The sequence below is a fragment of the Nonomuraea sp. NPDC050663 genome (assembly GCF_044456985.1).
GTDB lineage: Bacteria > Actinomycetota > Actinomycetes > Streptosporangiales > Streptosporangiaceae > Nonomuraea.
On record NZ_JBITGL010000002.1, the window covers coordinates 804,156 to 829,779 of the forward strand.

At 70.6% G+C, this 25,624-nt stretch carries 27 protein-coding genes and 1 riboswitch; of the genes, 9 read left to right on the forward strand and 18 right to left on the reverse strand.

All coding sequences use genetic code 11. From position 1 onward, the window contains the following. Window positions 1-13 precede the first annotated feature (13 nt). The 4 genes from pknB to thiO all read right to left on the reverse strand — a co-directional run bounded on the left by pknB (window position 14) and on the right by thiO (window position 4,135). Complete coding sequence (pknB, locus tag ACIBH1_RS08495; RefSeq protein WP_397312951.1) at window positions 14-1,933, reverse strand: Stk1 family PASTA domain-containing Ser/Thr kinase; 1,920 nt, start codon at window positions 1,931-1,933, stop codon at window positions 14-16. Between the two features lie 171 nt (window positions 1,934-2,104). Next, on the reverse strand, window positions 2,105-2,857 hold the full coding sequence (locus tag ACIBH1_RS08500) for a thiazole synthase (protein WP_397312952.1): 753 nt from the start codon (window positions 2,855-2,857) through the stop codon (window positions 2,105-2,107). Then, window positions 2,850-3,050 (reverse strand): sulfur carrier protein ThiS, encoded by a 201-nt coding sequence (gene thiS, locus ACIBH1_RS08505; RefSeq protein ID WP_397312953.1) that lies wholly within the window; start codon window positions 3,048-3,050, stop codon window positions 2,850-2,852. Before thiS ends, ACIBH1_RS08500 begins: the two co-directional genes overlap by 8 nt. Beyond that, window positions 3,047-4,135, reverse strand: a complete 1,089-nt coding sequence (gene thiO / locus ACIBH1_RS08510) for a glycine oxidase ThiO (RefSeq protein WP_397312954.1) — start codon at window positions 4,133-4,135, stop codon at window positions 3,047-3,049. Before thiO ends, thiS begins: the two co-directional genes overlap by 4 nt. After that, window positions 4,125-4,238, reverse strand: a riboswitch (TPP riboswitch). It overlaps the preceding gene by 11 nt. 28 nt (window positions 4,239-4,266) lie before the next feature. Here thiO and ACIBH1_RS08515 point away from each other — a divergent pair. Genes ACIBH1_RS08515 through thiE form a run of 3 tightly spaced genes read left to right on the forward strand, consistent with a single transcriptional unit; the run spans window position 4,267 to window position 6,451 of the window. Further along, on the forward strand, window positions 4,267-5,427 hold the full coding sequence (locus tag ACIBH1_RS08515; protein ID WP_397312955.1) for an NAD(P)/FAD-dependent oxidoreductase: 1,161 nt from the start codon (window positions 4,267-4,269) through the stop codon (window positions 5,425-5,427). A gap of 30 nt (window positions 5,428-5,457) precedes the next feature. Continuing rightward, complete coding sequence (locus tag ACIBH1_RS08520) at window positions 5,458-5,832, forward strand: Rv2175c family DNA-binding protein (RefSeq protein WP_397312956.1); 375 nt, start codon at window positions 5,458-5,460, stop codon at window positions 5,830-5,832. Continuing rightward, window positions 5,822-6,451, forward strand: coding sequence for a thiamine phosphate synthase (gene thiE, locus ACIBH1_RS08525; RefSeq protein ID WP_397312957.1), 630 nt, complete (start codon window positions 5,822-5,824; stop codon window positions 6,449-6,451). Before ACIBH1_RS08520 ends, thiE begins: the two co-directional genes overlap by 11 nt. A gap of 72 nt (window positions 6,452-6,523) precedes the next feature. Here the strand turns inward: thiE and ACIBH1_RS08530 are convergent, their stop codons facing one another. Next, window positions 6,524-7,591, reverse strand: a complete 1,068-nt coding sequence (locus ACIBH1_RS08530) for a polyprenyl synthetase family protein (RefSeq protein WP_397312958.1) — start codon at window positions 7,589-7,591, stop codon at window positions 6,524-6,526. Between the two features lie 52 nt (window positions 7,592-7,643). Between ACIBH1_RS08530 and metF the strand changes: the two genes are divergently transcribed. Together metF and ACIBH1_RS08540 are read left to right on the forward strand one after the other, a co-directional pair. Then, complete coding sequence (gene metF, locus ACIBH1_RS08535; protein WP_397312959.1) at window positions 7,644-8,567, forward strand: methylenetetrahydrofolate reductase [NAD(P)H]; 924 nt, start codon at window positions 7,644-7,646, stop codon at window positions 8,565-8,567. A gap of 24 nt (window positions 8,568-8,591) precedes the next feature. Then, window positions 8,592-9,236 (forward strand): hypothetical protein, encoded by a 645-nt coding sequence (locus ACIBH1_RS08540; protein WP_397312960.1) that lies wholly within the window; start codon window positions 8,592-8,594, stop codon window positions 9,234-9,236. Here ACIBH1_RS08540 and ACIBH1_RS08545 read toward each other — a convergent pair. Next, window positions 9,228-9,770, reverse strand: coding sequence for a GNAT family N-acetyltransferase (locus ACIBH1_RS08545; RefSeq protein ID WP_397312961.1), 543 nt, complete (start codon window positions 9,768-9,770; stop codon window positions 9,228-9,230). The genes ACIBH1_RS08540 and ACIBH1_RS08545 overlap by 9 nt on opposite strands. Beyond that, entirely contained in the window at window positions 9,767-10,243 is a 477-nt protein-coding gene (locus tag ACIBH1_RS08550) for a YbaK/EbsC family protein (RefSeq protein WP_397312962.1), read from the reverse strand. The genes ACIBH1_RS08545 and ACIBH1_RS08550 overlap by 4 nt, the downstream gene beginning before the upstream one ends. Before the next feature lie 125 nt (window positions 10,244-10,368). On the opposite strand from ACIBH1_RS08550, the gene ACIBH1_RS08555 reads away from it, so the two are divergent. Continuing rightward, window positions 10,369-11,169, forward strand: a complete 801-nt coding sequence (locus ACIBH1_RS08555) for a peptidoglycan-binding protein (protein ID WP_397312963.1) — start codon at window positions 10,369-10,371, stop codon at window positions 11,167-11,169. A 123-nt stretch (window positions 11,170-11,292) separates the two neighbouring features. On the opposite strand, the gene ACIBH1_RS08560 is transcribed toward ACIBH1_RS08555, so the two are convergent. Then, on the reverse strand, window positions 11,293-12,708 hold the full coding sequence (locus tag ACIBH1_RS08560; protein WP_397312964.1) for an ROK family protein: 1,416 nt from the start codon (window positions 12,706-12,708) through the stop codon (window positions 11,293-11,295). A gap of 60 nt (window positions 12,709-12,768) precedes the next feature. Here ACIBH1_RS08560 and ACIBH1_RS08565 point away from each other — a divergent pair, with 60 nt between their 5' ends. Together ACIBH1_RS08565 and ACIBH1_RS08570 are read left to right on the forward strand one after the other, a co-directional pair. Then, window positions 12,769-13,518 (forward strand): SDR family NAD(P)-dependent oxidoreductase, encoded by a 750-nt coding sequence (locus ACIBH1_RS08565; protein WP_397312965.1) that lies wholly within the window; start codon window positions 12,769-12,771, stop codon window positions 13,516-13,518. Between the two features lie 343 nt (window positions 13,519-13,861). Next, window positions 13,862-14,308, forward strand: a complete 447-nt coding sequence (locus ACIBH1_RS08570; RefSeq protein WP_397312966.1) for an SAV_6107 family HEPN domain-containing protein — start codon at window positions 13,862-13,864, stop codon at window positions 14,306-14,308. Window positions 14,309-14,549: 241 nt separating this feature from the next. Here ACIBH1_RS08570 and ACIBH1_RS08575 read toward each other — a convergent pair whose 3' ends face one another. Further along, complete coding sequence (locus tag ACIBH1_RS08575) at window positions 14,550-14,930, reverse strand: hypothetical protein (protein WP_397312967.1); 381 nt, start codon at window positions 14,928-14,930, stop codon at window positions 14,550-14,552. Window positions 14,931-16,173: 1,243 nt separating this feature from the next. Between ACIBH1_RS08575 and ACIBH1_RS08580 the strand changes: the two genes are divergently transcribed. After that, window positions 16,174-16,608, forward strand: a complete 435-nt coding sequence (locus tag ACIBH1_RS08580) for a hypothetical protein (protein WP_397312968.1) — start codon at window positions 16,174-16,176, stop codon at window positions 16,606-16,608. A 57-nt stretch (window positions 16,609-16,665) separates the two neighbouring features. Here ACIBH1_RS08580 and ACIBH1_RS08585 read toward each other — a convergent pair whose 3' ends face one another. The 9 genes from ACIBH1_RS08585 to ACIBH1_RS08625 all read right to left on the reverse strand — a co-directional run bounded on the left by ACIBH1_RS08585 (window position 16,666) and on the right by ACIBH1_RS08625 (window position 25,537). Further along, the gene (locus ACIBH1_RS08585) at window positions 16,666-17,160 is read right to left on the reverse strand and encodes a transcriptional regulator (RefSeq protein ID WP_181608383.1); all 495 of its coding nucleotides are present in this window, start codon (window positions 17,158-17,160) and stop codon (window positions 16,666-16,668) included. 271 nt (window positions 17,161-17,431) lie between these two features. Next, window positions 17,432-18,307: a universal stress protein gene (locus ACIBH1_RS08590; RefSeq protein ID WP_397312969.1), complete on the reverse strand. Its 876-nt coding sequence runs from the start codon at window positions 18,305-18,307 to the stop codon at window positions 17,432-17,434. Then, window positions 18,304-19,716 carry an amino acid permease gene (locus tag ACIBH1_RS08595; protein WP_397312970.1) on the reverse strand — a complete coding sequence of 471 codons (1,413 nt, stop codon included), beginning with the start codon at window positions 19,714-19,716 and terminating at the stop codon, window positions 18,304-18,306. Before ACIBH1_RS08595 ends, ACIBH1_RS08590 begins: the two co-directional genes overlap by 4 nt. After that, window positions 19,716-20,651: a carbamate kinase gene (gene arcC, locus ACIBH1_RS08600; RefSeq protein ID WP_397312971.1), complete on the reverse strand. Its 936-nt coding sequence runs from the start codon at window positions 20,649-20,651 to the stop codon at window positions 19,716-19,718. The genes ACIBH1_RS08595 and arcC overlap by 1 nt, the downstream gene beginning before the upstream one ends. After that, window positions 20,651-21,658, reverse strand: coding sequence for an ornithine carbamoyltransferase (gene argF, locus ACIBH1_RS08605; RefSeq protein ID WP_397312972.1), 1,008 nt, complete (start codon window positions 21,656-21,658; stop codon window positions 20,651-20,653). Before argF ends, arcC begins: the two co-directional genes overlap by 1 nt. A 24-nt stretch (window positions 21,659-21,682) precedes the next feature. After that, window positions 21,683-22,927 (reverse strand): arginine deiminase, encoded by a 1,245-nt coding sequence (locus ACIBH1_RS08610; RefSeq protein ID WP_397312973.1) that lies wholly within the window; start codon window positions 22,925-22,927, stop codon window positions 21,683-21,685. Continuing rightward, window positions 22,924-24,306 (reverse strand): amino acid permease, encoded by a 1,383-nt coding sequence (locus tag ACIBH1_RS08615; RefSeq protein ID WP_397312974.1) that lies wholly within the window; start codon window positions 24,304-24,306, stop codon window positions 22,924-22,926. Before ACIBH1_RS08615 ends, ACIBH1_RS08610 begins: the two co-directional genes overlap by 4 nt. Before the next feature lie 61 nt (window positions 24,307-24,367). After that, the gene (locus ACIBH1_RS08620) at window positions 24,368-24,583 is read right to left on the reverse strand and encodes a DUF3040 domain-containing protein (protein WP_397312975.1); all 216 of its coding nucleotides are present in this window, start codon (window positions 24,581-24,583) and stop codon (window positions 24,368-24,370) included. Between the two features lie 60 nt (window positions 24,584-24,643). Continuing rightward, complete coding sequence (locus ACIBH1_RS08625; protein WP_397312976.1) at window positions 24,644-25,537, reverse strand: F0F1 ATP synthase subunit gamma; 894 nt, start codon at window positions 25,535-25,537, stop codon at window positions 24,644-24,646. Between the last annotated feature and the right edge of the window lie 87 nt (window positions 25,538-25,624).

Consider the following 25,624-nt stretch of genomic DNA (forward strand, 5'->3'; position numbering starts at 1 on the left):
GGTTCCCCGCCGATCAGTGCCAGAGCGTGACGGTCGAGCCCGGAGGCACCTCCGCCAGCGGCGGGCCGGGACGCTGGAAGCGCACCACGCCGGTGCCCAGCAGCCGCTTGACCCGCACCTTGAAGCCCAGTTGCTGCAGTTCCTGCTGGGCGTCCTTGACGTTCTTGCCGACCACCGACGGGACCGTGGCGAAGCCGCTGTCGTCGCGCGCCTCGCCGTCGTTGCCGCGCATCCACCAGTCGGGCAGGCTGAAGCCGCAGTTGACGACGGTCAGCTGGGTCTGCTGGCCCTTGGTGACCGGCGACTTGGCCTTGGGCACCTGCGCGATGACGGTGCACGGCTCGGCGTCGTCGTCGACCTCCTGCACCTGCACGCCCAGGCCGAGCCCCTGCAGGTGAGCCTCGGCCTCCTGGCGCGGCAGACCGGCCATGTCGGGCATGAGCATGCCGTTGCTGATGCGCACCTCGACGGTCGTCCCGGCCTTGACCTGCTCACCGGCGGCGGGGCGGCTCTCCAGCACCTTGCCCCGCTCGACCTCCAGGTTCTCCATCTTGACGATCTTGGCCTTGAGCCCGGCGTCGGCGAGCTGGGTGCGCGCCTGCTCCTCGGTCAGGTCGCGCAGGCCCGGCACGGTGACCAGCTTCGGCCCGAGCGACGGCACGATCGTGAACGCCGAGGCCTCCTCGACCGACGTGCCCGCGGGCGGATCGGTCGACAACACCCGGCCCTTGGCCACCTTGTCGTCGTACTGGCCGTCGGCGAGCGTCACCTTGAAGCCCTTGGAGGCCGCCGCCTGCCTGGCCGTGGTGACGTTCTGGCCGACCAGGTCGGGGATCTGCACGTAGGTGGGCTGGGCGACGAAGTACGCGGTCAGCCCGATCGCCGCCGCCATCATGATCGCCAGGCCGATGAGGAACCAGTTGGGCCGGAACCCGCGGCGCTCGGCCCGCACCTCGGCACGCGGCTGGATGAGCGTGTGCGAGGGCGCGGCCTGCGGCGCGCTCGGCATCGCGTGCACGCCCGTCACCGGCGGGGCCGGCATCGGCGACGCCGTCACCTGATGCGCCCCGCTCCCGACGCCGTGCCTGGGCAGCAGGCGGTGCGCGTCGACGGCGGCCACCAGCATCGCCGAGGCGTCCTGGTAGCGGCGTTCCGGCTCGTGCGCCGTGGCCTGGGCGATCAGCAGGTCGATCAGCTGGGGCGTGTCGGGGGCCAGTGAGGCGGCCGGAGGCACGGTCTCGTGCACGTGCTTGTAGGCCACCGCCATCGGGGTCTGGCCTTCGTACGGCTGCCGCCCGGTGATCAGCTCGAACAGCATGATGCCCGCGGCGTACACGTCGCTGCGCACGTCGGCGCCGCCCGTGGTCACCTGCTCGGGCGACATGTAGCCGATCGTGCCGATCATCATGCCGGTGCGGGTCTGGTTGGTCGCCTCGATCGCGCGCGCCAGCCCGAAGTCGACGACCTTGACCCGGCCGTCGTCGGTCAGCAGGACGTTCTCCGGCTTGACGTCGCGGTGCACCATGCCCGCCTGGTGGGCCGCGCCGAGCGCCGCCAGCACCGGGATCATGATCTCCAGCGCCTCTCGCGCGGACAGCCTGCCGCGCTCGCGCAGGATGTCGCGCAGGGTGCGACCCGGCACGTGCTCCATCGACAGGTACACCACGTCGTTGTCGGTGCCCTGGTCGAAGACGTGCACGACATTCGGGTGAGACAGGCTCGCCACCGACTTGGCCTCGCCGATGAACCGGCGCACGAAGGCGGGGTCCTCGGCCAGGGAGCGGTGCATCACCTTCAGCGCGACCGTGCGGTCGAGCCGGACGTCCAGGGCAAGATAGACGGTCGCCATTCCGCCGCGGGCGATCCGGGACTCGACGCGGTATCGCCCGTCGAGTAGCCGCCCGACGAGGGGGTCCGCAGTCGTCGTGTCCACGGAGCCGAGTTTACGGGCGATTTGCCACCGGGAGGGCAGGAGCATCCGAAACCGATGCCGTTTCGATGGCCGGAGCGCCTTCCCGCAGGTTGTTTCGGGCGGATGTGAGAGGTGAGGGCAAAGAGGCGGTCACGCCGAGGCCACCGCCGCCCGGCCCCCACCCTCCCGGGCTCACTCCATCGGCGACGACGCCAGCGCGTGGTGCCGTTTCGGGATGCGTCCCGCCTGCCTGGCCATGCGCCCCGACTCCACGGCCAGGCGCATCGCCCCCGCCATCAGCTCGGGGTCGCGGGCGCGGGTCACCGCGGTGGCCAGCAGGACGGCGTCGCAGCCCAGCTCCATCGCCAGCGCCGCGTCGCTCGCGGTGCCGATGCCCGCGTCGAGGATGACCGGCACCCCGGCGGCCTCGACGATCAGCTCGATGTTGTGCGGGTTGCGGATGCCCAGGCCCGAGCCGATGGGCGCGCCCAGCGGCATCACCGCCGCGCACCCCGCCTGCTCCAGCCTGCGGGCCAGAGCCGGGTCGTCGCCGATGTACGGCAGGACGACGAAGCCGTCGGCGACCAGCTGCTCGGCGGCGTCGAAGGTCTCGATCGGGTCGGGCAGCAGGGTGCGCTCGTCGGCGATGACCTCCAGCTTCACCCAGTTGGTGTCGAGGGCCTCCCTGGCCAGGCGGGCGGTCAGGACGGCCTCGCCCGCGGTGAAGCACCCGGCGGTGTTCGGCAGCACCTTGATGTCACGCTTTGTCAGGACATCGAGCACGGAACCCCGCACCCCCGGATCCAGCCGCCGCATCGCCACGGTCGTCAGCTCGGTCGCCGACGCGACCAGCGCCCGGTCGAGCACCTCCAGCGACGGAGCGCCGCCCGTGCCCATGATGAGCCGCGAGGCGAACTTCTCGCCCGCGATGATCAGGTCATCCACCTTGCACCGCCGTCAGCACCTCGACCCTGTCTCCTTCGTCCAGGGCGGTGGACTCCCACGCGCCCCGCCGTACCACCTCGTCGTTGACCGCGACGGCCACACCCGAGGTCTGCTCGGTCAGTCTCTTCACGGCCTGCGCCACGGTGATGCCCGCGGGCACCTCGTGCGCCGACCCGTTGATCGTCAACTTCATGTGAACCTCTCCGGTGAGCACAGCGCGGCCGGCTCGCTCGCCTCGCCCAGGACGATCGCGGCGGTGAGCGGGGCGAGCAGCACCCCGCCGCGGTGATGGCCGGTCGCCAGGGTCAGGCCCCGGTGCGGTCCGATCAGGGGAAGGTTGTCGGGGGTGCCGGGGCGCAGGCCCGCCACCGACTCGGCCAGCTCCAGCTCGGTGACCCCGGGCACCAGCTCGCGGGCGTCGCGAAGCAGTTCGTAGACGCCGCCCGCCGTCACCGTGGTGTCGAAGCCGAGCTCCTCCTGGGTCGCGCCCACGACCAGCTCGCCGTCGCCGCGCGGCACCAGGTAGACCGGGCGGCCGTGCACCAGGCCGCGCACGCACCTGGACAGCAGCGGCCTGGGGGAGCGCAGGCGCAGGATCTGGCCCTTGACCGGGCGCACAGGAACGTCGGCCAGCCTGCTGCTCCAGGCACCGGCGGCCAGCACCACCCGCTCGGCGTCGACGACCTCGCCGCCCTCCGTCACGACCGCGTCGGGCCGTACCTGCTCCGCCCTGGCGCGCACCAGGCGCACGCCCCGGCGGTCGATGGCCCTGAGCAGGGCCGCGGTGACCTTCCTGGGATCCACCCAGGCGTCCTGCGGCGCGTGGATGCCGCCGCGCACCGACGGGGCCAGCATCGGCTCCAGGCGCCGGCACTGGCGGCCGGTCAGGCGCTCCACGGGCAGGCCGAGCTTGTCCATGAAGGAGGCCAGCTCGTCGAGCACCGCCAGGTCGTCGGCGTCGAAGCCCACGTCGAGCGTGCCGTCGGTGCGATAGTCGAGCATCGCCGCCCAGTCGTGCGCCCCCGCTGCCCCGGCGGGCGCGGCGTCGGCGGCCAGTTCCGCGGCGAACGACGGCCACAGCCGCAGCGACTCCACCCCCAGCCGCAGCAGCGACTCCTCGGTGTAGTCGGTCTCGCTGGCCGGGGCGAGCATCCCCGCGGCCGCGTGGGAGGCGCCGGAGGCGGGCGCCGGGTCGACGACCGTCACCGGCCGCCCGGAGCGGGCCAGCCGCCAGGCCACGGAGAGCCCGGCGACCCCGCCGCCCACGACCACATCCATGTCCGCTCCCTTCGCCGGCATGATCCGGATCAGGTGTCTGCGGTCGAAGGCCCGCGAAGCCTTCCTCTCAGCCCGGTTCGGCCGGACTCCCGCGCGTCTTGCGGCTTCAGCCTACCGGTTAGGGTCTCAGTGTGAATCGAGTGGTGGTCGTCGGCGCCGGTCTGGCCGGGATACGCAGCGTTGAGGCCCTTCGCGGGCGCGGCTTCGAGGGACAGATCACCCTGGTCGGGCAGGAGAGACACCGCCCCTACGACCGTCCACCGCTGTCGAAGGCGGTGCTCATGGGCCAGAGCGACACGACCACCGTCGACTCCGACCTCGAGGCGCTGAAGGTCGACTTCCGCCCTGGCGTGGCAGCCAAGGGCCTGCGCGAGGGCGTCGTCGAGACCACCGAGGGCGAGCTGCCCTTCGACCGCCTCATCATCGCCACCGGCGCCGACCCGATCACGCTGCCCGGCGACGGCCCGCAGCAGACGCTGCGCACGATCGACGACGCCCACCTGCTGCGCGTGACGTTCGTGCCCGGCGCCCGCGTGGTCGTCATCGGCGCCGGCTGGATCGGCGCCGAGGTCGCCACCGCCGCCCGCAAGGCCGGATGCGCCGTGACGGTCGTCGAGGCCGGTCCCGCGCCGCTCAGCCACGTCCTCGGCTCCGAGATCGGCCTGCGCACCCTGCCCTGGTACGACAACATCGACCTGCGCCTGCGGACCATGGTCAGGGAGGTCGACGAGGGCGGCGTACGGCTGGCCGACGGCGAGTTCCTCGACGCCGACGTCGTGGTCACCGGCATCGGCGTGCGCCCGGCCGTCGAATGGCTGGCCGACGCCGACATCGACCTGCACAACGGCGTCGTCACCGACGAATACCTGCGCGCCTCCATGCCGGGCGTCGTCGCCGTGGGCGACTGCGCCAGCTGGTGGTCGCGCCGCTACGGCCGCCACCTGCGGGTGGAGCACTGGGACACCGCCCTCAGCGCCCCCGAGGTCGCCGCCGCCACCGTCCTCGGCGAGGAGCAGGCCTACGACCCGGTGCCGTACTTCTGGTCGGAGCAGTTCGGCCACATGGTCCAGTTCGCCGGAGACCAGCAGGGCGCCAGGCTGGTGTATCGCGGCGAGCACGAGCCGAAGTGGACTGCGTGCTGGCTCACCGACGACGACCGGCTGAGCGCCGTCCTCACCGTCGACCGCCCGCGAGACCTCGTCCAGGGCCGCCGTGTCATCGAATCCGGTCAGCATGTCGACGTGGCGTTGCTGGTGGATCCACAGGTACCTCTACGAGACTGTGTAGTTTGAGCAAGGACGGCATGTGGTAGTTGTGGTGTCGTGACGCTCTCTGTTGCACAGATAGACCGGGAGACCGAGCAGCTCGTCGACGAGTGGCTGACTCTCCCCGAAGTGGCCAAGCGCCTCGACCTGACGATCGGCCGGGCCAAGCAGCTCTTGAAGGACCACAAGCTCCTCGGCGTACGACGGGGCCCCGGCGGGCCGCAGGTGCCCGCCGCCCTCCTCGACGGCAAGGACGTGTGGAAGGGGTTGCCCGGCACCCTGACCGTGCTCTTCGACGCCGGCTACGACGACGTCGAGGCGCTGCGCTGGCTCTTCACGCCCGACGAGTCGCTGCCCGGCGCGCCCATCGACGCGATCAAGGCCGGCCGGCACACCGAGGTCAAGCGGCGGGCACAGGCCCTTGCTTTCTGACGCCAGGCTCTACCTCTGCACCGACGGACGACGGGAGCGCGGCGACCTGGCCGACTTCCTCGACGCGGTGCTCGCAGGCGGCGTCGACATCGTCCAGCTCCGAGAGAAGGGGCTGGAGGCGCGGGAGGAGCTCGCGCTGCTCGAGGTCTTCCGCGACGCCTGCGACCGCCACGGCAAGCTGCTGGCCGTCAACGACCGCGCAGACATCGCCTACGCCGCCCGGCCCGACGTGCTCCACCTCGGGCAGGACGACCTGCCGGTGGCGGTGGCACGCGACCTGCTCGGGCCCGACATCCTCATCGGCCGCTCCACGCACTCCGTCGAGGAGGCGTCGGCGGCGGCCGTGGAGGAGGGGGTCGACTACTTCTGCTGCGGGCCGATCTGGCCGACGCCGACCAAGCCGGGGCGCCACGCCCCGGGCCCGGCGCTGCTCAGGCACGCGGCAGGGCTGGGCGTCGAGCGGCCGTGGTTCGGCATCGGCGGCATCGACCTCGACAACCTCGACGAGGTCATGGCGTACGGCGTGCGCCGCGTCGTGGTGGTCAGGGCGATCACCGAGGCCGACGATCCCGGCGCCGCGGCGGCGGAGTTCGCCAAACGCCTGAGCCAAGCCGCCTGAGCCAAGCCGCCTGAGCCAAGTGGTCCCTTCTTCGAGCCGCGCAGCCTCCTGGTTGCGCGGCTCCCGACCTTCTCAGGTCTTGCGCGCCGTGGCGGCGATGGCCAGCTCGATGAGCGCCCGCCGCGAGCCGTCGGTGATCGGCGCGCCGTCCAGCGCGGTCAGTGCCTGCTCCAGGTAGTCGGCGATGAGGTCCTCGCACTCCTGCAGCGCCCCGGTGTCCTCGATGATCGCGCGCAGCGTGGTCACCCCCGCCGCGTCGAGCCCCGGGTCGCCCAGCAGCTCGCGGACGGTGGCCGCCTCGGAGGGGGCGGCGGCGGCCAGGGTGCGGGCCACGAGCATGGTGCGCTTGCCCTCCCGCAGGTCGTCGCCGGCGGGCTTGCCGGTCTCGACGGGGTCGCCGAAGACGCCCAGGACGTCGTCGCGCAGCTGGAAGGCGATGCCCACGCGCGTGCCGTACCCGACGCACAGCTCGTCGATCCACGGGGCGGGCGCGCCGTTGCCCAGGGTGAGGCCGAGCCGCAGCGGCTGCTCGACGGAGTACTTGCCGCTCTTGTACAGCGCCACGCGCAGAGCCGAGTCGAAGGTGTTCTCGCCGTGGGCCTGCTCCAGCAGGTCGAGGTACTGCCCGCACATGAGCTCGGTGCGCATGTGGTCGTGCACCGGCTGCGCGGCGGCCAGGGCCGCGGGCGGCAGGCCGCTGGTGCGCCACATCTCGCCCGACCAGATGAGCAGCAGGTTGCCCAGCAGGATGGCCGAGCCGACGCCGAACTGCTCGGCCGAGCCGTACCAGCCCGACTCGGCGTGCAGCGCCTCGAAGCGGCGGTGGGCCGAGGGCTTGCCGCGGCGCAGGTCGCTGGAGTCCATCACGTCGTCGTGGACCAGCGCGCTGGCCTGCAGGAGCTCCAGCGAGGCGGCGGCGGTGAAGATCTCGGGGGTCTGCTCGCGGCCGGCGGCGCGCCAGCCCCAGTAGCAGAAGGCGGGACGCAGTCTCTTGCCGCCGGACAGCAGCTCGCCGGCCGCCTGGAGGAGCGGGGCGAGCTCGGGTCCGCTGACGATGGCCGTCTGCCGGTCGACGAACTCGCGCAGGGCGTGCTCGACCGAGGTGCGCAGGCCGTCCATGCTCGCGGCTTCGATGGTCATGCTTTGAGACTAGTGGCTGGGTCGGAGCTCCCAGTGTCGGTACCCTTGGTGCATGGCTTTGGGTCGCCCCTCCGTTCTGCCCGACCGTGTTCCGACCGTCCGCGAGTTCCTCGCGACGGGGCGCCGCACGTTCTCCTTCGAGTTCTTCCCGCCGAAGGACGACGCGGGCGAGCGGCAGTTGTGGCGGGCGATCCGGCAGCTGGAGGCGTTGCGGCCGACGTTCGTCTCGGTGACGTACGGCGCGGGCGGCTCGACGCGCGACCGCACGGTCGACGTGGTCGAGCGCATCGCCCACGAGACCACACTGACCCCTGTGGCGCATTTCACGGCCGTCAACCATTCGACCCGCGAGCTGCGCCACCTGGTGGGGCGCTTCGCCGACGCCGGGGTGCGCAACATCCTGGCCGTGCGCGGCGACCCTCCCGGCGACCCGATGGGCGAGTGGGTCCAGCACCCCGAGGGCGTGCTGTACGCCGAGGACCTGGTCCGGCTGATCAGGCAGTCGGGCGACTTCTGCGTGGGCGTGGCCGCCTTCCCGTACAAGCATCCGCGCTCGCCGTCCATCGAGTCCGATGTGTCCTACTTCGTCAAGAAGTGTCAGGCGGGCGCCGACTACGCGATCACGCAGATGTTCTTCGACGCCGACGACTACCTGCGCCTGCGCGACCGGGTCGCCGCCGCCGGATGCGACACCCCGATCATCCCGTGCGTGATGCCGGTGACCGCCATGGGCACCATCGCCCGCTCCGAGCAGCTCACCGGCGCGCCCTTCCCGGCCGCGCTGGCCGCGAGGTTCGAGGCGATCGCCGACGACAAGGCCGCCGTGCGCAGCCTCGGCATCGACCACTGCGCCGAGATGAGCCAGCGGCTGCTCGACGAGGGCGTCCCCGGGCTTCACTTCATCACCTTCAACCGCTCCAGCGCCACGGCCGAGGTCTTCCAGCGCATCGAGACCGCGCAGGCACTTTCCGCCTGACGGAGCCGATGTCATAGTCGAGGTATGCGAGCGGACCTCGCCGCCGGGGCGCGGGCAGGTCTGGTCATGGGAGCCGTGTTCGGCGCGCCGCTGGCGCTGGCCGCACCCGGTTCCCGTAGCCTCCTGCTCGTCTGGCTGCTGATCTTTCCCGCGGGCTGGGTGGTCGCCCGATGGTGCAAGGTGCGCGATCCGGCCATTACCGCGATCTGCGCGCCCGTCGGGGCGCTGGCCGCCCTCCAGCTGGCCGAGGTGCCGGTGGCCCTGAGGTACGGCGGGGCGATCCTGCTGGCCGTGGCGAGCTACGCGGTGGCGGCCTACGTGACAGGGGCGCCGCTGTGGCAGCGCGTGACCGCGGCGGGCCTGCTGGCGGTCGCGGTGGTCGTCCCGGCGATGCCCAGGCAGGCCGAGCCGGAACCGGTGCGTCCGGTGCTGCTCGTCCCCGAGGGGCCGCCCGTCGTCCCGCTGTCCGAGCCGATGGTCCGCTTCTACGTCGGCTTCGGCGGGAACATCACCGAGTTCGACGACTGCCCGCGCATCGACGCGTCCACCATGGAGGAACTGGTCCGGATCGCCGAGGTCCGGGACGAACCGGCGAGCGCCATCACGGGCGAGCTCACGCGCGAGCTCATGAAGCGCGTCCAGGAGATCGAGGCGGCCGGCTCACCGTAGCGGGAGGGTCGTCCCCGCGATCGCGTACAGCTCGTGCCCGCCGGGGAAGACGAACGGGCTCAGCAGGTCGACGAACCCCAGCTTGCGATACAGGTGCCGCGCGATCGTGGGCTGGTCGTGCGTCGACAACACGACGGAGCGTTCCTGCCGCCCCGCGCACAACGTCGTGATCAGCGCCCGCCCGACCCCCTTGCCCTGATAGTCGGGGTGCACGTGGATCTCCGCCAGCTCGAAGGCGTTGCCCAGCCAGGCGTCGGCCGCCTCCCTGCCCTGCTGCTCGGCCAGGGCCCGGTGCACGACGTCGTGCCACCACTGGCCGTGCGCGCCGTGGAAGCCGTAGGCGAAGCCCACCGTCCGGCCGTACAGCTCGGCGAACAGGCACTGGAACGCCGGGTAGGACCCGTGGCTGCGCATGATCGACTTGCGGCCCGGCAGCTGCTCCACCGGCGCGCGCATGGCCTGGGCGTAGACGTCGATCACCTCGTCGAGGCGAGTGTCGAACTCCGCCGCTTCGGCACCGCGCAACTCGATCATTCGACGTCCACCGGGGTCCCATCCGTGATCCGCAGCAATTCCTCGAAACCGGTGGGGAAGACGGTGTGCGGATGTCCGCCCGCCGCCCACACCACCTCGTGCTTGGCCAGCCAGGTGTCGACCAGGGTGCGCACCTTGGCCGGATGGCCGACAGGTGCGACGCCTCCGATCGGCTGCCCCGTCGCCGCCCGGACGAACTCCGGCGAGGCCCGCCGTACCTTGGTCACCCCCGCGGTCGTGGCCAGCAGCTCCACGTCGACCCGGTGCGCGCCGCTGGTCAGCACCAGCAGCGGCTCGCCGTCCGCGTCGAAGATCAAGCTGTTGGCGATCGCCCCGACCTCGCAGCCCAGCTGGGCCGCGGCGGTCGCCGCGGTGGGCGCGGACTCGGGCAGGACCACGATCTCGCCGGTCGCGCCGAGCTCTCGCAGAGCGGACGCTACCCGTACGGCGTTGGGGTGCAACTTTTCCGACATGCGGACACTCTAAACAGCTTGACCGGCGAATTACCCTTTCATGGTGGTGCGCTAGGGTCGCTTGATTCGATTGTTAACGCTATGTGGGGGTGATATTCGTGAGCCTTCGGCAACGGGGATTGGCCGTGGCGCTCCTGACAGCGGGCGCCGTCCTTGTGGCGGGATGCGGTTCCGCATCCGTGCCGGGCAAGATCGCCACTTCGTCGATCCTGTCCACTCCGGTTGCTTCGGTCTCAACGGTCGTGCCCACGGCCGCCGCGGGGGCGGCGGTCGATCCTGTGGTGGCACCGGGCAAGACTCTCAAGCTGGGAGCCAAGGGCAAGGCCGTCAAATGGCTGCAGCAGCGGCTGACCTCGCTGGGCTACCGGCCCGGCAAGGCCGACGGGAAGTACGGCGGCAGCACGCTGACGGCGGTATGGGCCTTCCAGAAGGTCAACGGCATCAAGCCGACGAGCACGATCGGCAAGAAGACCTGGGTCGCGCTGGAGAACCCGGCCACGCCCAGGGTCCTGGTGCCCAAGGGCAAGCCGACCAGGGCCGAGGTCGACCTGACCAAGCAGCTCATGGTCCTGTACGTCGACGGTGAGCAGAAGCTCATCACGCACATCTCCTCCGGCAGCGGCGTGCCGTACTGCGAGACGGCGGTCTGGCAGGGCAAGAGCCAGCGCTTCTGCGGGTCGGCCACCACGCCTACGGGGAACTACAAGACCACCTGGCGGCGCGACGGCTGGCACAAGTCCTACCTGGGCCAGCTCTACAACCCGATCTTCTTCAACGGGGGCATCGCCTTCCACGGCGCGCTCTCGGTGCCGCTCTACCCCGCCTCTCACGGGTGCGTGCGGTTGCCGATGAACGTGGCCGAGGCGCTGCCCGCGATGCTCGGGAAGGGCGTGCCTGTGCACGTCCGAGGCAAGTTCAAGCGCTGACCGCCCAGCGGCGCCCCGGTCGTCGACGCTCGCGCGACGACCGGTGCGCCTCGCGTCACCGGGTCCGGCGTTCCTGCGTCTGGCGTTCCTGGGGCCCAGCGCCCCCTGAGGCCGTTCGTGGGCTCAGCGGTCCCGGAGGGTGAAGCGTGTCCTGATGGCGACCGCGGCCGCGCCGCGCGCCCACTGCTCGAACGCCCGCGGCCGCAGCACGATCTCGCAATCGGCCGCGGCGCCGAACGCCCGCGCGGCGAACGTACGGCCCAGCAGCTCCCGCAGGGGCTCGTAGGAGGCCAGCCCGTCCGCGTCGCCCGTGACGACGATCCTCGCCGGCCCGAACAGGTTGGCCATCGCCGCCATCGCCAGCCCCACCGCGTGCGCGGCACGGGCCAAGACCTCGCGCACCCGCTCGTCACCGCCGTGCGCCCGCTCGACGACCTCACCGATCGTCAGCTCGACGGCCTCGCCGGTCGCCCGCTCGACGGCCTCGACGGTCGTCAGCTCGACGGTCTCGCCGGTCGTCAGCTCGACGGTCTCGCCGGTCGTCAGCCCGACGGTCTCGCCGGTCGCCCGCTCGACGGCCTCGCCGGTCGTCAGCTCAGGACGGCCGAGCGCCTCCCGCGCCGCCGCCAGGATCGCGGCCGTCCCCGCGATCGCCTCGACACAGCCCCGGCCACCGCAGTGACAGGGCGGCTCGTCGCCGCCCATCGGGATGTGGCCGATCTCGCCCGCCACCCCGCGCGCGCCCGCCACCACCCGGTCGCCGACCACCAGGCCGCAGCCGATGCCCACGCCGACGGTGACCAGGGCGAAGTGCGACAGGCCGACGCCCTCGCCGAACCACTGCTCGGCCGTGGTCAGAGCTCGGACGTCGTTCTCGATCGTGACGTCCAGCCCGGTCGCGTCCGACGCGAGCGCCGCCAGGGGGACCTGGCGCCACCCGAGGAAGGGCGAGTAGCGCACCAGCCCGCTCGCCTTGTCGACGTCTCCCGCGAGCGACAGGCCGAGCTGCACGCATCGCTCGCCGTACTCGGGGCTCCGGCCACGCAACTCGGCCACCAGCCCGGCCAGCGCGGCCACCACAGACTCCACATCGGCCGGCCCGGCCACGGCCTCCGCGCCGCCCGCCACCGGCTCTGTGCCGCCCGCCACCGGCTCCCCGCCGGTCACAGGTTCCACCTCGTTCACCCCCCGCTCCACGCCAGCGCGCGGCAGGGGTCGGTGGGCGGTCTCCAGGACCCGGGCACGCAGGCCGGTGAGGACGCCGATGAGCGCGTCACCGGTGATCTTCACGCCGACGAAGAACTCCCGCTCCGCACGAACGTCCAGCGGGCTGGCCGGACGCCCCGCGCCCGGCCCCGTGTGCTCGGTGGCGCCCAGCTCCTCCAGGTAGCCCGCCTCGATGAGGGGCCGCGCGGCCTTGGTGACGGCGGCCGACGACAGGCCTGCCCGCCTGGCGATCTCGACCCTGGAGATGGGCCCCCTGGTAAGCACCATGGTGAAGACGGTGGCCGCCGCCGGGCTGGCGATCGGAGCGGTCATGGGCGCATGGTAACAGTCATTAACTTCGTCAAGAATTGAATTCACCCCGGAGGCCCGATCATGGACGGATGGCGCGTCGCCCTGGTGACAGGCAGCTCGCGAGGCCTGGGGAGCGCCATCGCCCGCAGGCTCGCCCGGGACGGCCTGGCCGTGGCCGTCAACGGCCTGCGCGGCGACGGGCGCGCCGACGAGGTCGCCCGTTCGATCGTCGCCGGCGGCGGCAGCGCCGCCGCCTTCGCGGCAGACGTCACCGACGAGGAGCAGGTCGCCGCCCTGGTGGGCGCCGTCACCGCGAGCCTCGGCCCCATCGACGTGCTCGTGCTGAACGCCACCGGCCCGCAACCCGAGGCGCCGGTGACCGAGGTGGCCTGGCAGGACCATCTGGCGCAGCTCGACTTCTTCGTCAAGAGCCCGGTCCTGCTCGGCCGGGCCGTCCTTCCGGGCATGGGGGAGCGGCGGCACGGCAGGATCGTCATGATCGACTCCGAGGTGGCCGACCGGCCCCCGCCCGGCCGGTCCGCCTATGCGGCGGCGAAGAACGCCCAGATCGGGCTGATGAGAGCCTGGGCCCGCGAACTGGCCCCGGCCGGGATAACGGTCAACGCGGTGGCGCCCGGGTTCGTCCCGGTCGAGCGCCACGCCGACGTGTCCGAGGAGGTACGGCAGGCGTACCTCGCCACCGTTCCCGCCGGACGCATGGGAACCCCTGACGACGTCGCGCACGCCGTCGCCTTCCTGGCCTCCGAGCAGGCCGGATTCATCACCGGGCAGCGCATCGTCGTCGACGGAGGTCGTTCGCTCGGCGGCTGATCACCCTCGCGAAGCGCATCATTGATCGAACCCGTGTTCGGCGTTTCAGTTGACACTGAAGGTGATCGAAATTATGTTCGATGTAGCGATGTGAGGCTCGCGGCTCACGTCGAGAGCCTGGTCGGGGGTGTTGCTTTCCCCAAGTGGCGCCCCGGGCCAGGCTCGCTCGGGCGAAGGGCGCGTCCTCGTCGTCGGCGGAGACGAGTGGGCGTGTCCCGGCCGGACGGGGAGAGGGGAAGCTCCTCGTCCGGCCGCCCGGCGGAAATGTCGGTGGGGTCTGCGATTGTTGGCTTCACCGGTGGAAACGCTGGGAACGGCCATGACCCCAAGGAGGCTGGCAGAGATGACCCCGCGGCGAGACGACGCGCACGGGCCCCGGCTGTCGACCGCGGTCCGGGCACACCTCAACGACTCACGTTCCTGCCTGGCGGATGCGGCCACGGCCCGCACTCCGGCGACCCGATACCAGTCGGCGCACATGGCGGCCCTACGTGCGGCCGCGGCCATCCTGGCCGCCCGTCCCCTGCCCATCCAGGGCCGTCGCCGACGCCTGCGCAGCGCCTGGGACCAGCTGCCCGAGGCCGAGCCCCAGCTGGCCGAGTGGGCGGCGCTGTTCAGGGCCAGCGCCACCAAGCGAGCCGAGGTCGAGGCGGGCATCGTCCGCAACGTCTCGGCCGCCGACGCCGACGAGCTCCTGGCCGAGGCCGAGACCTTCGTGACCAGAGTGGAGGAGATCCTGGGCGTCCCCGCCCAGCCCCTTCTACCCCTCGAGGTGCCCTTGGCCGGTTGAAGAGTGAAGCCCGAGATCAACCGCCCAGCATGACGGAGAGCATCAGCGCGGCGGTGATGACGAGGATCAGCATGGCCCAGTGCGAGATCGTGCGCATCTGCCCAGCGTGAGAGCGCGCCCTTGTGACCGGGTTGGAGCTCGGAAGGAGCCGCGGCGCGCACGCGGTGCTCCCGCCTGGCGAATCCCCACCCTGTGACCAGCCGGCTCTCGAGCACCTCGTGGAAGGTCGGGAAGGTCTTCTTCACGCACCCGGGTCGTCGAGCGTGAGTCCCGGCGTGCGCAGGCCAGCGCCGCAGCGGCGAAGAAGTGGCTCGCGCAGCTCGGTGGGGCCGTGGCCGCTGCCGTCGACGATCCAGGTGTTTTCGTCCTGGTGGACCTGATAGCCGAGGGCCTTCAGCGCTTCGGCGAAGCCCTCGGTGTCGTCGGACCACAGAGGGTCGCGCAGGGTGGTGCGCCCCTCGGCCGCGGCGGCCAGGAAGAGGGCGCGGGCCATGATCGACTTGGAGCCCGGGATAGGGATGACGGTCGCGGTTGACCTTAGCGAGGGAGATCCTTCTCGGTTCCGAGGGGGTGTTTTTGCAGGTAGAGCGATATTTCCTGACAGGTCGGAAAATACGCTCACGAGTATGAGCAGCGATCAGAGGTCTCCGTCCGGCCCGCCGTCACCCGGCTCGCCCTACGGGGGCGCCGAGTCGGGCGGCACCCCGCCCGACCAGGGCGCGGCACCGTACGGCGGGACGGACCCCGACGGCTCGGGCCGGCGGGGCCCTGAGGGCTCGCCGACGGGACGAGGGGAGCCGGAGGCTCCTGGAGGTGGGGGAGAGGACGCGGAGGCCCCAGCGGGGGCTCCAGGGGCCGCAGGCGGGGCGCCGCGCGTGCCGGGGGGCCCGCCGCCGGGCGGGGGAGATGGCGAGGTGCCGGTCGGCGGGGCGGCGTCTGGTGGGGCGGCGTCTGGTGGGGCGGCGCCTAGTGGGGCGGCGCCCGGCGGGGCAACGCCTAGTGGGGCGGCGCCCGGCGGGGCAACGCCTGGTGGGGCGGCGCCCGGCGGGGCAACGCCTGGTGGGGCGGTGCCTGGTGGGGTGGGGGCTTCTGCTGCGCCGCCGGATCCTGCCACGCGCCCCGACTTCCAGCCGCCTCCGCCACCCGGCCATCCGGGTGCCGCGCCGATGGCAGCTGGGGCGCAGGGGCAGGCGGGGAACGGGGAGCAGGGGACGGGGCAGCAGGGCTACGGCCATGGGGCCGGGGCCGGGGCTCCGCCGTCCGGGCCGCCGCAGGGGACGCCCGATGCGCCCGATGCGGTGGGTACCTCGTATGGCACGGCGTCCGGGCCTGCGCTCGGCCCGCCGTTCGGTCCACCGCCCGGCTCGTCACCTCAAGGTCCGCCTCCTGGCCCGCAATACAGTGCGCACGCCGGCCCGCTTCAAGGTCCGGCCTCTGGTGCACCGCAGGGTCCGCCGCCTGGCGCGCCGTACAGGGCGCCAGCAGGTGCGCCGCCAGGTGCGCCGTACAGCTTGCCTTCGGGCCCGCCACCCGGTGCGTCGTCCGGCCCGCCGTATGGTGCGCCGTCGGGCCCGCCAAGCGGCCCGCCAGCTGGTCCGCCAAGCGGTGCGCCGTCCGGTCCGCCAAGCGGCCCGCCAGCTGGTCCGCCAAGCGGTGCGCCGTCCGGTCCGCCAAGCGGTGCGCCAGCCGGTGCGCCAACTGGCTCGCCGTCCGGTGCGGCGTATGGGGCGCCTCCCGGCACGCCGCCGGGCATGGCTCCCGGGACGCCGCCGGGCATGGCTCCCGGGACGCCGCCGGGCATGGCGGCCGGGGCGCCGCCGGTCGGGGCGTCAGCGGCTGCGGGGGCGGGGCGGGTCGGGCGGTCCGTGAGTGCTGTGGCTGAGCAGGTGCCCAAGGTGGGCATCGTGGTGTCCGCCGTCCTGGCGTTCACGGCGCTGCTGCCGTGGCTGTCCGTCGACTTCCTGATGTCCATGTCCGTCTCCGGCGTGCGCTCCACCGAGGGCAAGCTCGTGCTGCTCCTGGGTGTCGTGGGACTGGCGCTGGCGGCCCTGTGGTTGACGAGGCAGCACCTGGGCTTCCTGCTGGGCACGGCGGCGACGGGAGTGCTGGCGATCATCGTCCTGATCGTCTTCGCGAGCCGGGTGGGTTCGCTGTTCGACGACGCGCTCCCGGCCGGGTTCGGGGACGAGCTGGTGCGGAATGCGGTGAGCCTGGATTACGGCTGGTATCTGGCCATGCTGGCGGCGATCGCGCTGGTCGGGGTGGCGGGGTACGGGTGGTGGGTGCGAAGGAAGGGCTGAGCGGGACGCAAAAACGCCCTTACCCCGAAAAATCGGGGCAAGGGCGTTTCGCTGTCGTCAGAACGACTCGACCGCCCGGCGGGCCTCGGCGTCGAGTACGCCCCAGCTGATGAGCTCCTCGGTCAGCTCGCTGGGCGACTTGTCGTAAATGACGGCCAGGGAGCGAAGGTCCTCCTGCCGGATCGACAGGACCTTCCCGTTGTAGTCACCACGCTGCGACTGGATCGTGGCCGCGTACCGGGCCAGAGCCCCGGCCTTCTCCTTCGGCAGCTGAGCAAGGCGCTCAAGGTCGATCACAAGCTTCGGCGTCGGCCCGAGCGGCGACGGCGCGGCACCGCCGGGCAGCAGCTCGGAAACAGGAACCCCGTAGAAGTCGGCAAGCTCGGCCAGCTTCTGCACGGTGACCGCACGGTCGCCGCGCTCGTAGGAACCCACGACCACGGCCTTCCAGCGGCCACGCGACTTCTCTTCGACTCCGTGCAGGGACAGGCCCTGCTGGGTGCGGATGGCGCGGAGTCGAGCACCCAGCGACTTTGCGTACTCAGACGGCATCGTGTGGCCCCCCGGCTTCTCTATGTAGTGCTCTCAGTAGATTGTGCTACCTCGCGGCTAATGCCCGTGCCACCGGGGGGTCTGGTGCCACGAGGGCACCATCGGTAGCCATGGGTCTGGTTCACCCAGAATCGCCACGAGGTGTGGTTACGCACAGTGACGGTAAAGGTGTGGAAGCCTAAGGTCAAGCTGATTGGAAAAAAGATGCCGAATCCGGTCCGGCGGGATGTGCCTCATATGTCCCAAGGACAACACCTGCACCACTACGTCGTCATTGTTTGCCAGGCTGTCTAGTGAGGATCATCACAGGACGCTGAGCCGCCTTGACGATTTTCAGCGAGGTGTCCCCGAGGAAGACGCGGCGCAGGGGCCCGGTGTTACTGGACGCGCAGATGATCAGCTCGCCCGGCAGCCACTCGCACGAGTCGAGCCCGTGCTTGACCGAGGCTCCCTCCAGCATCTCGACCTCGACCTGGATGCGCCGGCGCTGGCCGCGCGCGGCGGCCTTCAGGTCGGCGGTCGCGCGTTCGCGCAGGTTCTCCAGCATCTCCCGCTCGATCTTGGCCTTACGGCCCGAGGAGACGACGAGCGTGACCAGCCGGAGCGGCACGTCGAGCAGCACCGCGGCCCGCGCGGCCTCCTTGACCGCCTCGTCCGCGCTCGGCCCGCGCCGGTAGGCCAGGGTCAGGCGCTCGAACTCCGGCGGAGGCGCGTCGCCGTATCCTCGCGGCGCCAGCAGGACCGGCACCGAGGAGGAGTGCAGCAGCTGGTCGGCGGTGCTCCCCAGGCCGATGCGCCCCCTGGCGCCGCCGGGGGCCGAGCCGATGACGACCACGTCGGCGTCCTGCTTGCGCGCCATCTCGACGAGCCCGCGCCCGCTGCCCTTGTGGAAGCCGACGATGTACTCGGCCTCGGGACCCGCCAGTTCGCGCGCCTGGTCCAGCGTGGCCCCGGCCTGCTCGCGCAGGTAGGCGAGCCAGGCGCTCTCGTCGGCCCGCGCGGGACCGGGAGGCTGCCACCTCGGCGGCTGCACGACCGCGACGCTGAGCGCCGCGCGAGCCTGCCTGGCCAGGAGTACGGCAAGCGCCAGCCCGTCCCTGCCACGCGATTCCGGGATGAACCCGTTCAGCACTTTGTCGATCTTCATGCCAGCCTCGAATGGCGGTAGCCGTACAGGAAGTAGGCCAGCAGCCCGATCGCCATCCAGATCAGGAACGCCAGCCAGGTGACGCCCGCCAGGCCCGCCATCACCAGCACGCAGAAGATCACGCCGAGGATCGGGGTGATCGGGAACAGCGGGGTGCGGAAGGAGCGCGGCAGGTCGGGGCGGTTGTACCGGAGCACCAGCACGCCGATGTTGACGATCGCGAAGGCGAACAGGGTGCCGATGCTGGTGGCCTCGGCGAGCTGCCCGAGGGGGATGAGCCCGGCCAGGATCGCCACGAAGGTGCACACGATGATGGTGTTGGCCACCGGCACCTGGCGGCGCGGGTTGACCTTCTGGAACACCCTGGGCAGCAGCCCGTCGCGTGACATCGCGAACAGGATGCGGGTCTGGCCGTACAGCACGGTCAGCACGACGCTGGCGATGGCGATGACCGCTCCGAAGGAGACGATCATGCCGGGCCAGGTGGCTCCGGTGGCCTGGTTGACGATCAGCGCGAGGCTGGCCTCGGTGCTGTCGGGGTCGAACTCGGTCCACGGCATGGCGCCGATCGCGGCGATCGCGACCAGGACGTAGATCACGGTGACGATGGCGAGGGAGAAGATGATGGCCAGCGGCAGGTCTCGCTTGGGGTTCTTGGCCTCCTCGCCGGCCGTGGACGCGGCGTCGAAGCCGATGTAGGAGAAGAACACCTGCGAGGCCGCGGCGGTGACGCCCGCGATGCCCATCGGGGCGAAGGGCGCGAAGTTTCCCGACTGGAACGCGGTGAAGGCGACGATGCAGAAGAACGCCAGCACCGCGATCTTGACCAGGACGAAGATCGCGTTGGCCGCGGCCGACTCCGACGCGCCGCGCAGCAGCAGCCAGGTGGCCAGCACCACGATGAGGATCGCGGTCAGGTTGACCACGCCGCCGCTGTCGCCGGGCGAGTGGGTGATGGACGCCGGAAGGCTCCACCCGAACAGGCTCTCCAGGAAGCTGTTGAGGTACTCTCCCCAGCCGACCGCCACGGCGGCCACCGACACGGCGTACTCCAGCATGAGACACCAGCCGCAGATCCAGGCGACGATCTCGCCCATGGTCGCGTAGGCGTAGGAGTACGACGATCCGGAGACCGGGATGGTCCCGGCCAGTTCGGCGTAGGACAGGGCCGAGAACAGGGCGGTGATCGCCGCGAGCACGAACGCCAGCACCACCGCAGGCCCGGCCTTGGGCACCGCCTGGCCGAGGATGACGAAGATGCCGGTGCCGAGCGTGGCGCCCACGCTGAAGAGCGTGAGCGACCACAGCGACATGGTGCGGCGCAGTTCGCCGCCCTCACCCTGGCCGCCTTCGGCCACGATCTGGTCGGTTGGTTTGATGCGGAACAACCGCTGCGCCAAGGTTGCCATCAGAGCGTGCTCTCCAGGGGCCAGGTGGCATTGGGTGTGATGATGGTTCCCGCCGCGCCTTCGAGAATGTCCATGGCCTGGTCGAGCTTGCCGATGGCGGCCATGTCACCCGTCGTCTCCACGAACCGGCAGACCGCCTCCACCTTCGGGCCCATGGAGCCGGCCGGGAAGTCGATCGAGCGCAGCTCGTGCGGCGTGGTGTGGCCGATCTCGGTCTGCGACGGGGTGCCGAAGTCGCGCATGACGCGCGGCACGTCGGTCAGGATCAGGAAGGCGTCGCACTCGAGCACCTCGGCCAGCATCGACCCGGTCAGGTCCTTGTCGATGACGGCCTCGACGCCAGACAGGCGGCCGTTCTCGTCGCGGATGACCGGCACGCCGCCGCCTCCCGCGCAGACCACGGTCACGCCGTCGCGCACCAGCTTGCGGATCAGCCGGGTCTCGACGACCCGCTGCGGCTTGGGCGAGGGCACGACGCGCCGCCAGTACTGGCCGTCGGGCTTGACGATCCAGCCGTTCTCCTTGGCCAGTTTCTCGGCCTCGGTCTGGTCGTAGACCGGTCCGACGAACTTGGTCGGGTTGTCGAAGGCCGGGTCGACCGCCGAGACCAGGGTCTGGGTGATGATCGACAGCACCTGGCGGCCGGGCAGGGCGTTCTGCAGGGCCTGGAGCATCCAGTAACCGATCATGCCCTGCGTCTCGGCTCCGAGCGTGTCGAACGGGTAGGGCCTGGTCAGGTTGGGGTCGCCGGCGCTCTGCAGCGCCAGGACCCCGACCTGGGGGCCGTTTCCGTGCGTGATGATCAGCTCGTGCTTCTCGGCGATCTGCGCCAGCGTCTTGACCGCCGTCTGCACGTTGGCGATCTGGATGTCGGCGTCGGGAGTGTCGCCGCGCTGCAGCAGCGCGTTGCCCCCGAGCGCGACCAGGACTCTCATCACTGGTCTCCCAGGGTGGCGACCATGATGGCCTTGATCGTGTGCATGCGGTTCTCGGCCTCGTCGAAGACGATCGAGCGCGGCGACTCGAAGACGCTCTCGGTGACCTCGAGCGCGTCGAGCCCGGTCTTCTCGTAGAGGTCCTCGCCGACCTTGGTCTCGCGGTTGTGGAAGGCCGGCAGGCAGTGCATGAACTTCACGTTCCGGTTGCCGGTGGCCTTCACCACCTTGTCGTTGATCTGGTACGGCTTGAGCAGCTTGATCCGTTCGTCCCACACCTCCTTGGGCTCTCCCATGGACACCCACACGTCGGTGTAGAGGAAGTCGACGCCCTTGACTCCCTTGGCGACGTCGTCGGTGATCGTCACGGTCGCGCCGGTCTGCTTGGCCAGGTCCTTGGCGGGCTTGACCACCATCTTGGAGTCGGGCCACAGCGACCTGGGCGCGACGAGCCTGACGTCCATGCCGAACATCGCGCCGGTGACCAGCAGCGAGTTGCCCATGTTGTTGCGGGCGTCGCCGAGGTAGGCGAAGGAGATCTCCGACAGCGGCTTGTCGCTGTGCTCCTGCATAGTGAGGATGTCGGCGAGCATCTGCGTCGGGTGCCACTCGTCGGTCAGGCCGTTCCACACCGGGACTCCGGAGTAGGCGGCCAGCTCCTCGACGTTGGCCTGGGCGCTGCCGCGGTACTCGATGCCGTCGAACATGCGGCCCAGCACGCGGGCGGTGTCCTTGACCGACTCCTTGTGGCCCATCTGCGAGCCGGACGGGTCCAGGTAGGTGACGTGCGCCCCCTGGTCGTGCGCGGCGACCTCGAACGAGCAGCGGGTGCGCGTGGAGGTCTTCTCGAAGATGAGCGCGATGTTCTTGCCCTTGAGCCGCTGACGCTCGACCCCCGCGTACTTGGCCGCCTTCAGGTCGGCCGAGAGCTTCAGCAGGAAGGCGAACTCCTGGGGCGTGAAGTCCAGCTCCTTGAGGAAGCTGCGCCCCTTGAGGTTGAAAGCCATGACGTTTCCCCCGAAAAGTCGTGTCTAGATGCCGTCGCGCTCGAGCGGGCAGCTCATGCAGCGGGGTCCGCCCCGGCCGCGCCCCAGCTCGCTGCCCCGGATGGTGATGACCTCGATGCCCTGGGAGCGCAGGAAGTTGTTCGTCGTGGTGTTGCGCTCGTAGGCGACCACCACGCCCGGCTCGATGGCCAGCACGTTGCAGCCGTCGTCCCACTGCTCGCGCTCGGCCGCGTAGACGTCCTGCGTCGCGGTGAGGACCTTGATGTCGTCGAGGTCGAGCGCCCTGGCGATGGCCTTGTGCATGTCTTCGGGAGCGTGGTCGGTGACCTTCAGCTCCTTGTCGTTGTCGCCCGGCTCGATCGTGTAGGACGACAACATCCCGAGGCCGGCGTACTTGGTGAAGACGCCCACGTCGACGTTGGTCATGACCGTGTCGAGGTGCATGAACGCCCTGGCCTTGGGCATGTTGAGCGCCACGATCTTCTTGGCGGCGCCGTTGGAGAACAGGTTGTGCGCGAGCATCTCCACCGCCTGCGGCTGGGTGCGCTCGCTCATGCCGATCAGGACGGCGCCGCGGCCGATGACCAGGACGTCGCCGCCCTCGATCGTGGCGGGCGCGGCGGCCTGGCCGGGCATCCACACGTGGAAGCCGCCCGTCTGGGGCCGGTTGTAGCCGTCGGCGAAGAGCGGGTGGTAGCGGTAGATCGCCTCCATGTTGACGGTCTCCCGCATCCGCGCCTTCTTCTTCATGGCGTTGATGGAGACCCCGTTGTACACCCAGCACGAGGTGTCGCGGGTGAACAGGTGGTTGGGCAGCGGCGGCAGGATGAAGTCGTCCATCTCCAGCACGCGGAAGGCGACCGACTTGGGGTTGCATCCCATGTCCATGAGCTCGCGCTTGGTGATGCCGCCGGTCAGGTACGGCTGGAGCGTGGCGGAGTCCATCGAGTCGAGTGTGTTGCGGATGGCGTCGGTGGCCATCGGCCCGAACCAGCGGTCGTCGATGATCCCGTCGAGGATGTGCTTGCGCGCCTCGGGGATGTCGGTCGACTGCTGGAGCAGCTCGGCCAGCATGTAGACGGTGATGCCGCGGTCGCGCAGCACCTGCTGCCACTCCTCGTGCTCCTCCAGGGCGCGCTGAACCCACAGCACGTCGTCGAAGAGGAACTCGTCCTTGTTGGTCGGGGTGAGGCGCTTCAGGGCCAGCTCAGGCTTGTGCAGCATGACCTGGTAGAGCTTGCCTACCTCGGAATCGACGTGAAATGTCATGATTTGGCCACTCCATATTCGCCACGCCTGGCCTTCTGCCAGATGTAGACAGGTACCCCGATGAGCATGATGAGCATCGCCAGCAGCACGGCGTCGGCGCCGGAGCCGTAAACGATCCAGAAGGAGAAGAAGATCGCGATGATCGCGATGGTGATGTCCTTGGCGAGACTGCCCTTGTGGACCTGCCGCTCACCCGTGTAGAGCCACCACAGCTGCGCGCAGGCCGAGAAGAAGTACGGGATCGCCGTGGTGAAGGAGGCCAGGAGCACGACCGAGTCGAAGGCGTTCTCCTGGAAGTAGGCGAAGACCGCCATGAGCGAGGTCAGGATCGTGCCGATGAGGATGCCGTTGATCGGCGCCCCGCGCCGCGACTCCTTGGCGAACAGGGTGGGGAACATCCCGTCCCTGGCCGCCGCCAGCGGCATCTCGGCGACCAGCATGGTCCAGCCGTTCAGCGCGCCGATGCCGGAGATGATGGCGCAGGCGGCCATGATGCCTCCGCCCCAGGTGCCGCCGAACATCGTGTTGATGGCGTCGGCGAAGGGCGCTCCCGAGTTGACCAGCTGGCCGTGCGGGATGATGCCCATCACGGCCACGGTGCTGAGCAGGTAGAGCACCGCGCAGGCCAGGACTCCGAAGAGGCTGGCGCGGCCGATGTTGCGGGCCGGGTCCTTGATCTTCTCGGCGGCGATCGAGACGCTCTCGACGCCGGAGTAGATGAACAAGGCGATCGCGCCGGCCCCGCTGATGGCCACCAGCGTGGAGGCCAGGCCCGAGCCCTCGGCCAGGAACGGGCCGAAGTTGCCGCCCTGGATGAAGAAGATGCCGACCAGGCCGACGAAGAGCAGCGGGACGAACTTCAGGACCGTGGTGACCATCTGGAAGAGCGCCATGTTCTTGGCGCCCGCCATGTTGATCAGAGCGGGGATCCACAGGCCGATCAGTGCGATCACGATCTTGCCTGGCCGGCTGTCCCACGGGACGAAGTAGTTGACGTAGGCCACCCAGCCGACGGCGATGGCGGCGTTGCCGATCCACGCGGTCAGCCAGAAGGACCAGGCCGTCCAGAAGCCGATGAACTCGCCGAAGGCCTCGCGCGCGTAGGCGTACGGCCCGCCGCCGGCGGGCACGCGTGCCCCGAGCTTGCCGAAGACCAGCGCCAGCGCGACGGCGCCGATCGTGCACAGCACCATCGCGATGAGGCTGACCGTGCCGAAGGCGGCCAGCGAGGTGGGGAGCACGAAGATGCCGGTGCCCACCACGTTGCCGACGAGCAGGGCGATCGCCGCGCCCAGTCCGAGCGTGCGCTTGCCGTCACCGGCGGCGACCGCCTGCTCGGGCGTCGTTGTCAGGCCGCCAGGCGGCCTCGGTTCCCCCATGAGTGCCCCCGCACATAACCCCCCGATATTACGAAGAGTGACGTGCCCGGCACGAAAAGTGTCAAAACGTGGTGGTCAGGGTGAGCGTGACGGCGAACACGGCCAGGCAGACGGCCAGGAGCGCGATCGGCCAGGCGTCCCATCGGCCGGGGATGCGCTCGGCGTTCACCGAGCCGCGCCCGTGATCGGCGAGGTCACGGCTGAGAATCGGGTCTTCGGCGATGAGCTGCGCGGCGATCTTGCGAAGCTTGCGCTCTTCCCGAGACGTCAAAGCCATGGAAACCTCCCCCAATGAGACTTGAGGGATGTTTTATCCGGTTTTACCGTTTTATGCCAACTACTGCTTCAGTGCCTCCACGCCGCCCACGATCTCCGTGAGCTCGGTGGTGATCTCCGCCTGCCTGGCCTCGTTCGCCTGCCTGGTGAGGGCGGAGATGAGGTCGTGGGCGTTCTCCGTGGCCGACATCATCGCCGTGCGCCGCGCCGCCCACTCCGCGGCGGCCGAGGTGAGCATCATGAACCAGATCCGCGAGCGCACGTACTTGCGCAGCATCTCGTCCAGCACCTCCCTGGCCGAGGGCTCGAACTCGTACGGCGGCAGCGCCGCCCCCTCTTCGCCCTCCGGCGGCTCCTCGATCTCCATCGGCAGGATCCGGTGCACGGTCGTGCGCTGGTTCAGCATCGAGACGAACTCGGTGTAGACGACGTGCACCTCGCCGACGCCTCCGTCACGCGTGGGCATGTCGAAGGCGTCGATCAGGCGCTGGCCCACCTCGGCCGCTGTGGCGTAGTCGGGCTGGCCCGTCATGCCCGCCCACCGTCCGGCCATGTCGCGGTCGCGGAAGCGGAACCAGTCGACTCCCTTGGTGCCGATCACGTAGTACTCCGGCTGCTTGCCCTCGTCGAGCAGCAGCTCGGTGAGGGCCAGGGCCTGGCGGATGACGTTGTTGTTGTAGCCGCCACAGAAGCCGCGGTCGCTGGTCATGAGCACCACGGCCACCCGCGAGGTGTCGGGCCGCCGGTTCAGCAACGCGTGGTTGACCGCCAGGTTGTGGCTGACCAGGATCGAGGCCGCCTTGGCGATCTCCCGCGCGTACGGCCCGGCGGCCTGAGCGCGGTCGCGGGCCTTGCCCACGCGCGACGAGGCGATGAGCTCCTGGGCGCGGGTGATCTTCGCGGTCGACTTGATGGACTTGATCCGCTGGCGGATCTGGCGCAGCTGTGCACCCACTGCATCCCCCCGATGGCAGAGTGTGATTGCCCACGGTACCCCCCACCTGTCGCAGCAGGTGGTGCCTGGTACTGTGTGTCTCGACCG

What these genes read in the sequence shown, in the direction of transcription:
- thiS (WP_397312953.1), bottom strand. Translation starts at nt 3,050, where the DNA reads ATGAAGTTGACGATCAACGGGTCGGCGCACGAGGTGCCCGCGGGCATC.
- thiO (WP_397312954.1), bottom strand. Translation starts at nt 4,135, where the DNA reads ATGGATGTGGTCGTGGGCGGCGGGGTCGCCGGGCTCTCCGTGGCCTGG.
- ACIBH1_RS08530 (WP_397312958.1), bottom strand. Translation starts at nt 7,591, where the DNA reads ATGACCATCGAAGCCGCGAGCATGGACGGCCTGCGCACCTCGGTCGAG.
- metF (WP_397312959.1), top strand. Translation starts at nt 7,644, where the DNA reads ATGGCTTTGGGTCGCCCCTCCGTTCTGCCCGACCGTGTTCCGACCGTC.
- ACIBH1_RS08540 (WP_397312960.1), top strand. Translation starts at nt 8,592, where the DNA reads ATGCGAGCGGACCTCGCCGCCGGGGCGCGGGCAGGTCTGGTCATGGGA.
- ACIBH1_RS08545 (WP_397312961.1), bottom strand. Translation starts at nt 9,770, where the DNA reads ATGATCGAGTTGCGCGGTGCCGAAGCGGCGGAGTTCGACACTCGCCTC.
- ACIBH1_RS08550 (WP_397312962.1), bottom strand. Translation starts at nt 10,243, where the DNA reads ATGTCGGAAAAGTTGCACCCCAACGCCGTACGGGTAGCGTCCGCTCTG.
- ACIBH1_RS08560 (WP_397312964.1), bottom strand. Translation starts at nt 12,708, where the DNA reads ATGACCGCTCCGATCGCCAGCCCGGCGGCGGCCACCGTCTTCACCATG.
- ACIBH1_RS08565 (WP_397312965.1), top strand. Translation starts at nt 12,769, where the DNA reads ATGGACGGATGGCGCGTCGCCCTGGTGACAGGCAGCTCGCGAGGCCTG.
- ACIBH1_RS08570 (WP_397312966.1), top strand. Translation starts at nt 13,862, where the DNA reads ATGACCCCGCGGCGAGACGACGCGCACGGGCCCCGGCTGTCGACCGCG.
- ACIBH1_RS08585 (WP_181608383.1), bottom strand. Translation starts at nt 17,160, where the DNA reads ATGCCGTCTGAGTACGCAAAGTCGCTGGGTGCTCGACTCCGCGCCATC.
- ACIBH1_RS08590 (WP_397312969.1), bottom strand. Translation starts at nt 18,307, where the DNA reads ATGAAGATCGACAAAGTGCTGAACGGGTTCATCCCGGAATCGCGTGGC.
- ACIBH1_RS08595 (WP_397312970.1), bottom strand. Translation starts at nt 19,716, where the DNA reads ATGGCAACCTTGGCGCAGCGGTTGTTCCGCATCAAACCAACCGACCAG.
- arcC (WP_397312971.1), bottom strand. Translation starts at nt 20,651, where the DNA reads ATGAGAGTCCTGGTCGCGCTCGGGGGCAACGCGCTGCTGCAGCGCGGC.
- argF (WP_397312972.1), bottom strand. Translation starts at nt 21,658, where the DNA reads ATGGCTTTCAACCTCAAGGGGCGCAGCTTCCTCAAGGAGCTGGACTTC.
- ACIBH1_RS08610 (WP_397312973.1), bottom strand. Translation starts at nt 22,927, where the DNA reads ATGACATTTCACGTCGATTCCGAGGTAGGCAAGCTCTACCAGGTCATG.
- ACIBH1_RS08615 (WP_397312974.1), bottom strand. Translation starts at nt 24,306, where the DNA reads ATGGGGGAACCGAGGCCGCCTGGCGGCCTGACAACGACGCCCGAGCAG.
- ACIBH1_RS08620 (WP_397312975.1), bottom strand. Translation starts at nt 24,583, where the DNA reads ATGGCTTTGACGTCTCGGGAAGAGCGCAAGCTTCGCAAGATCGCCGCG.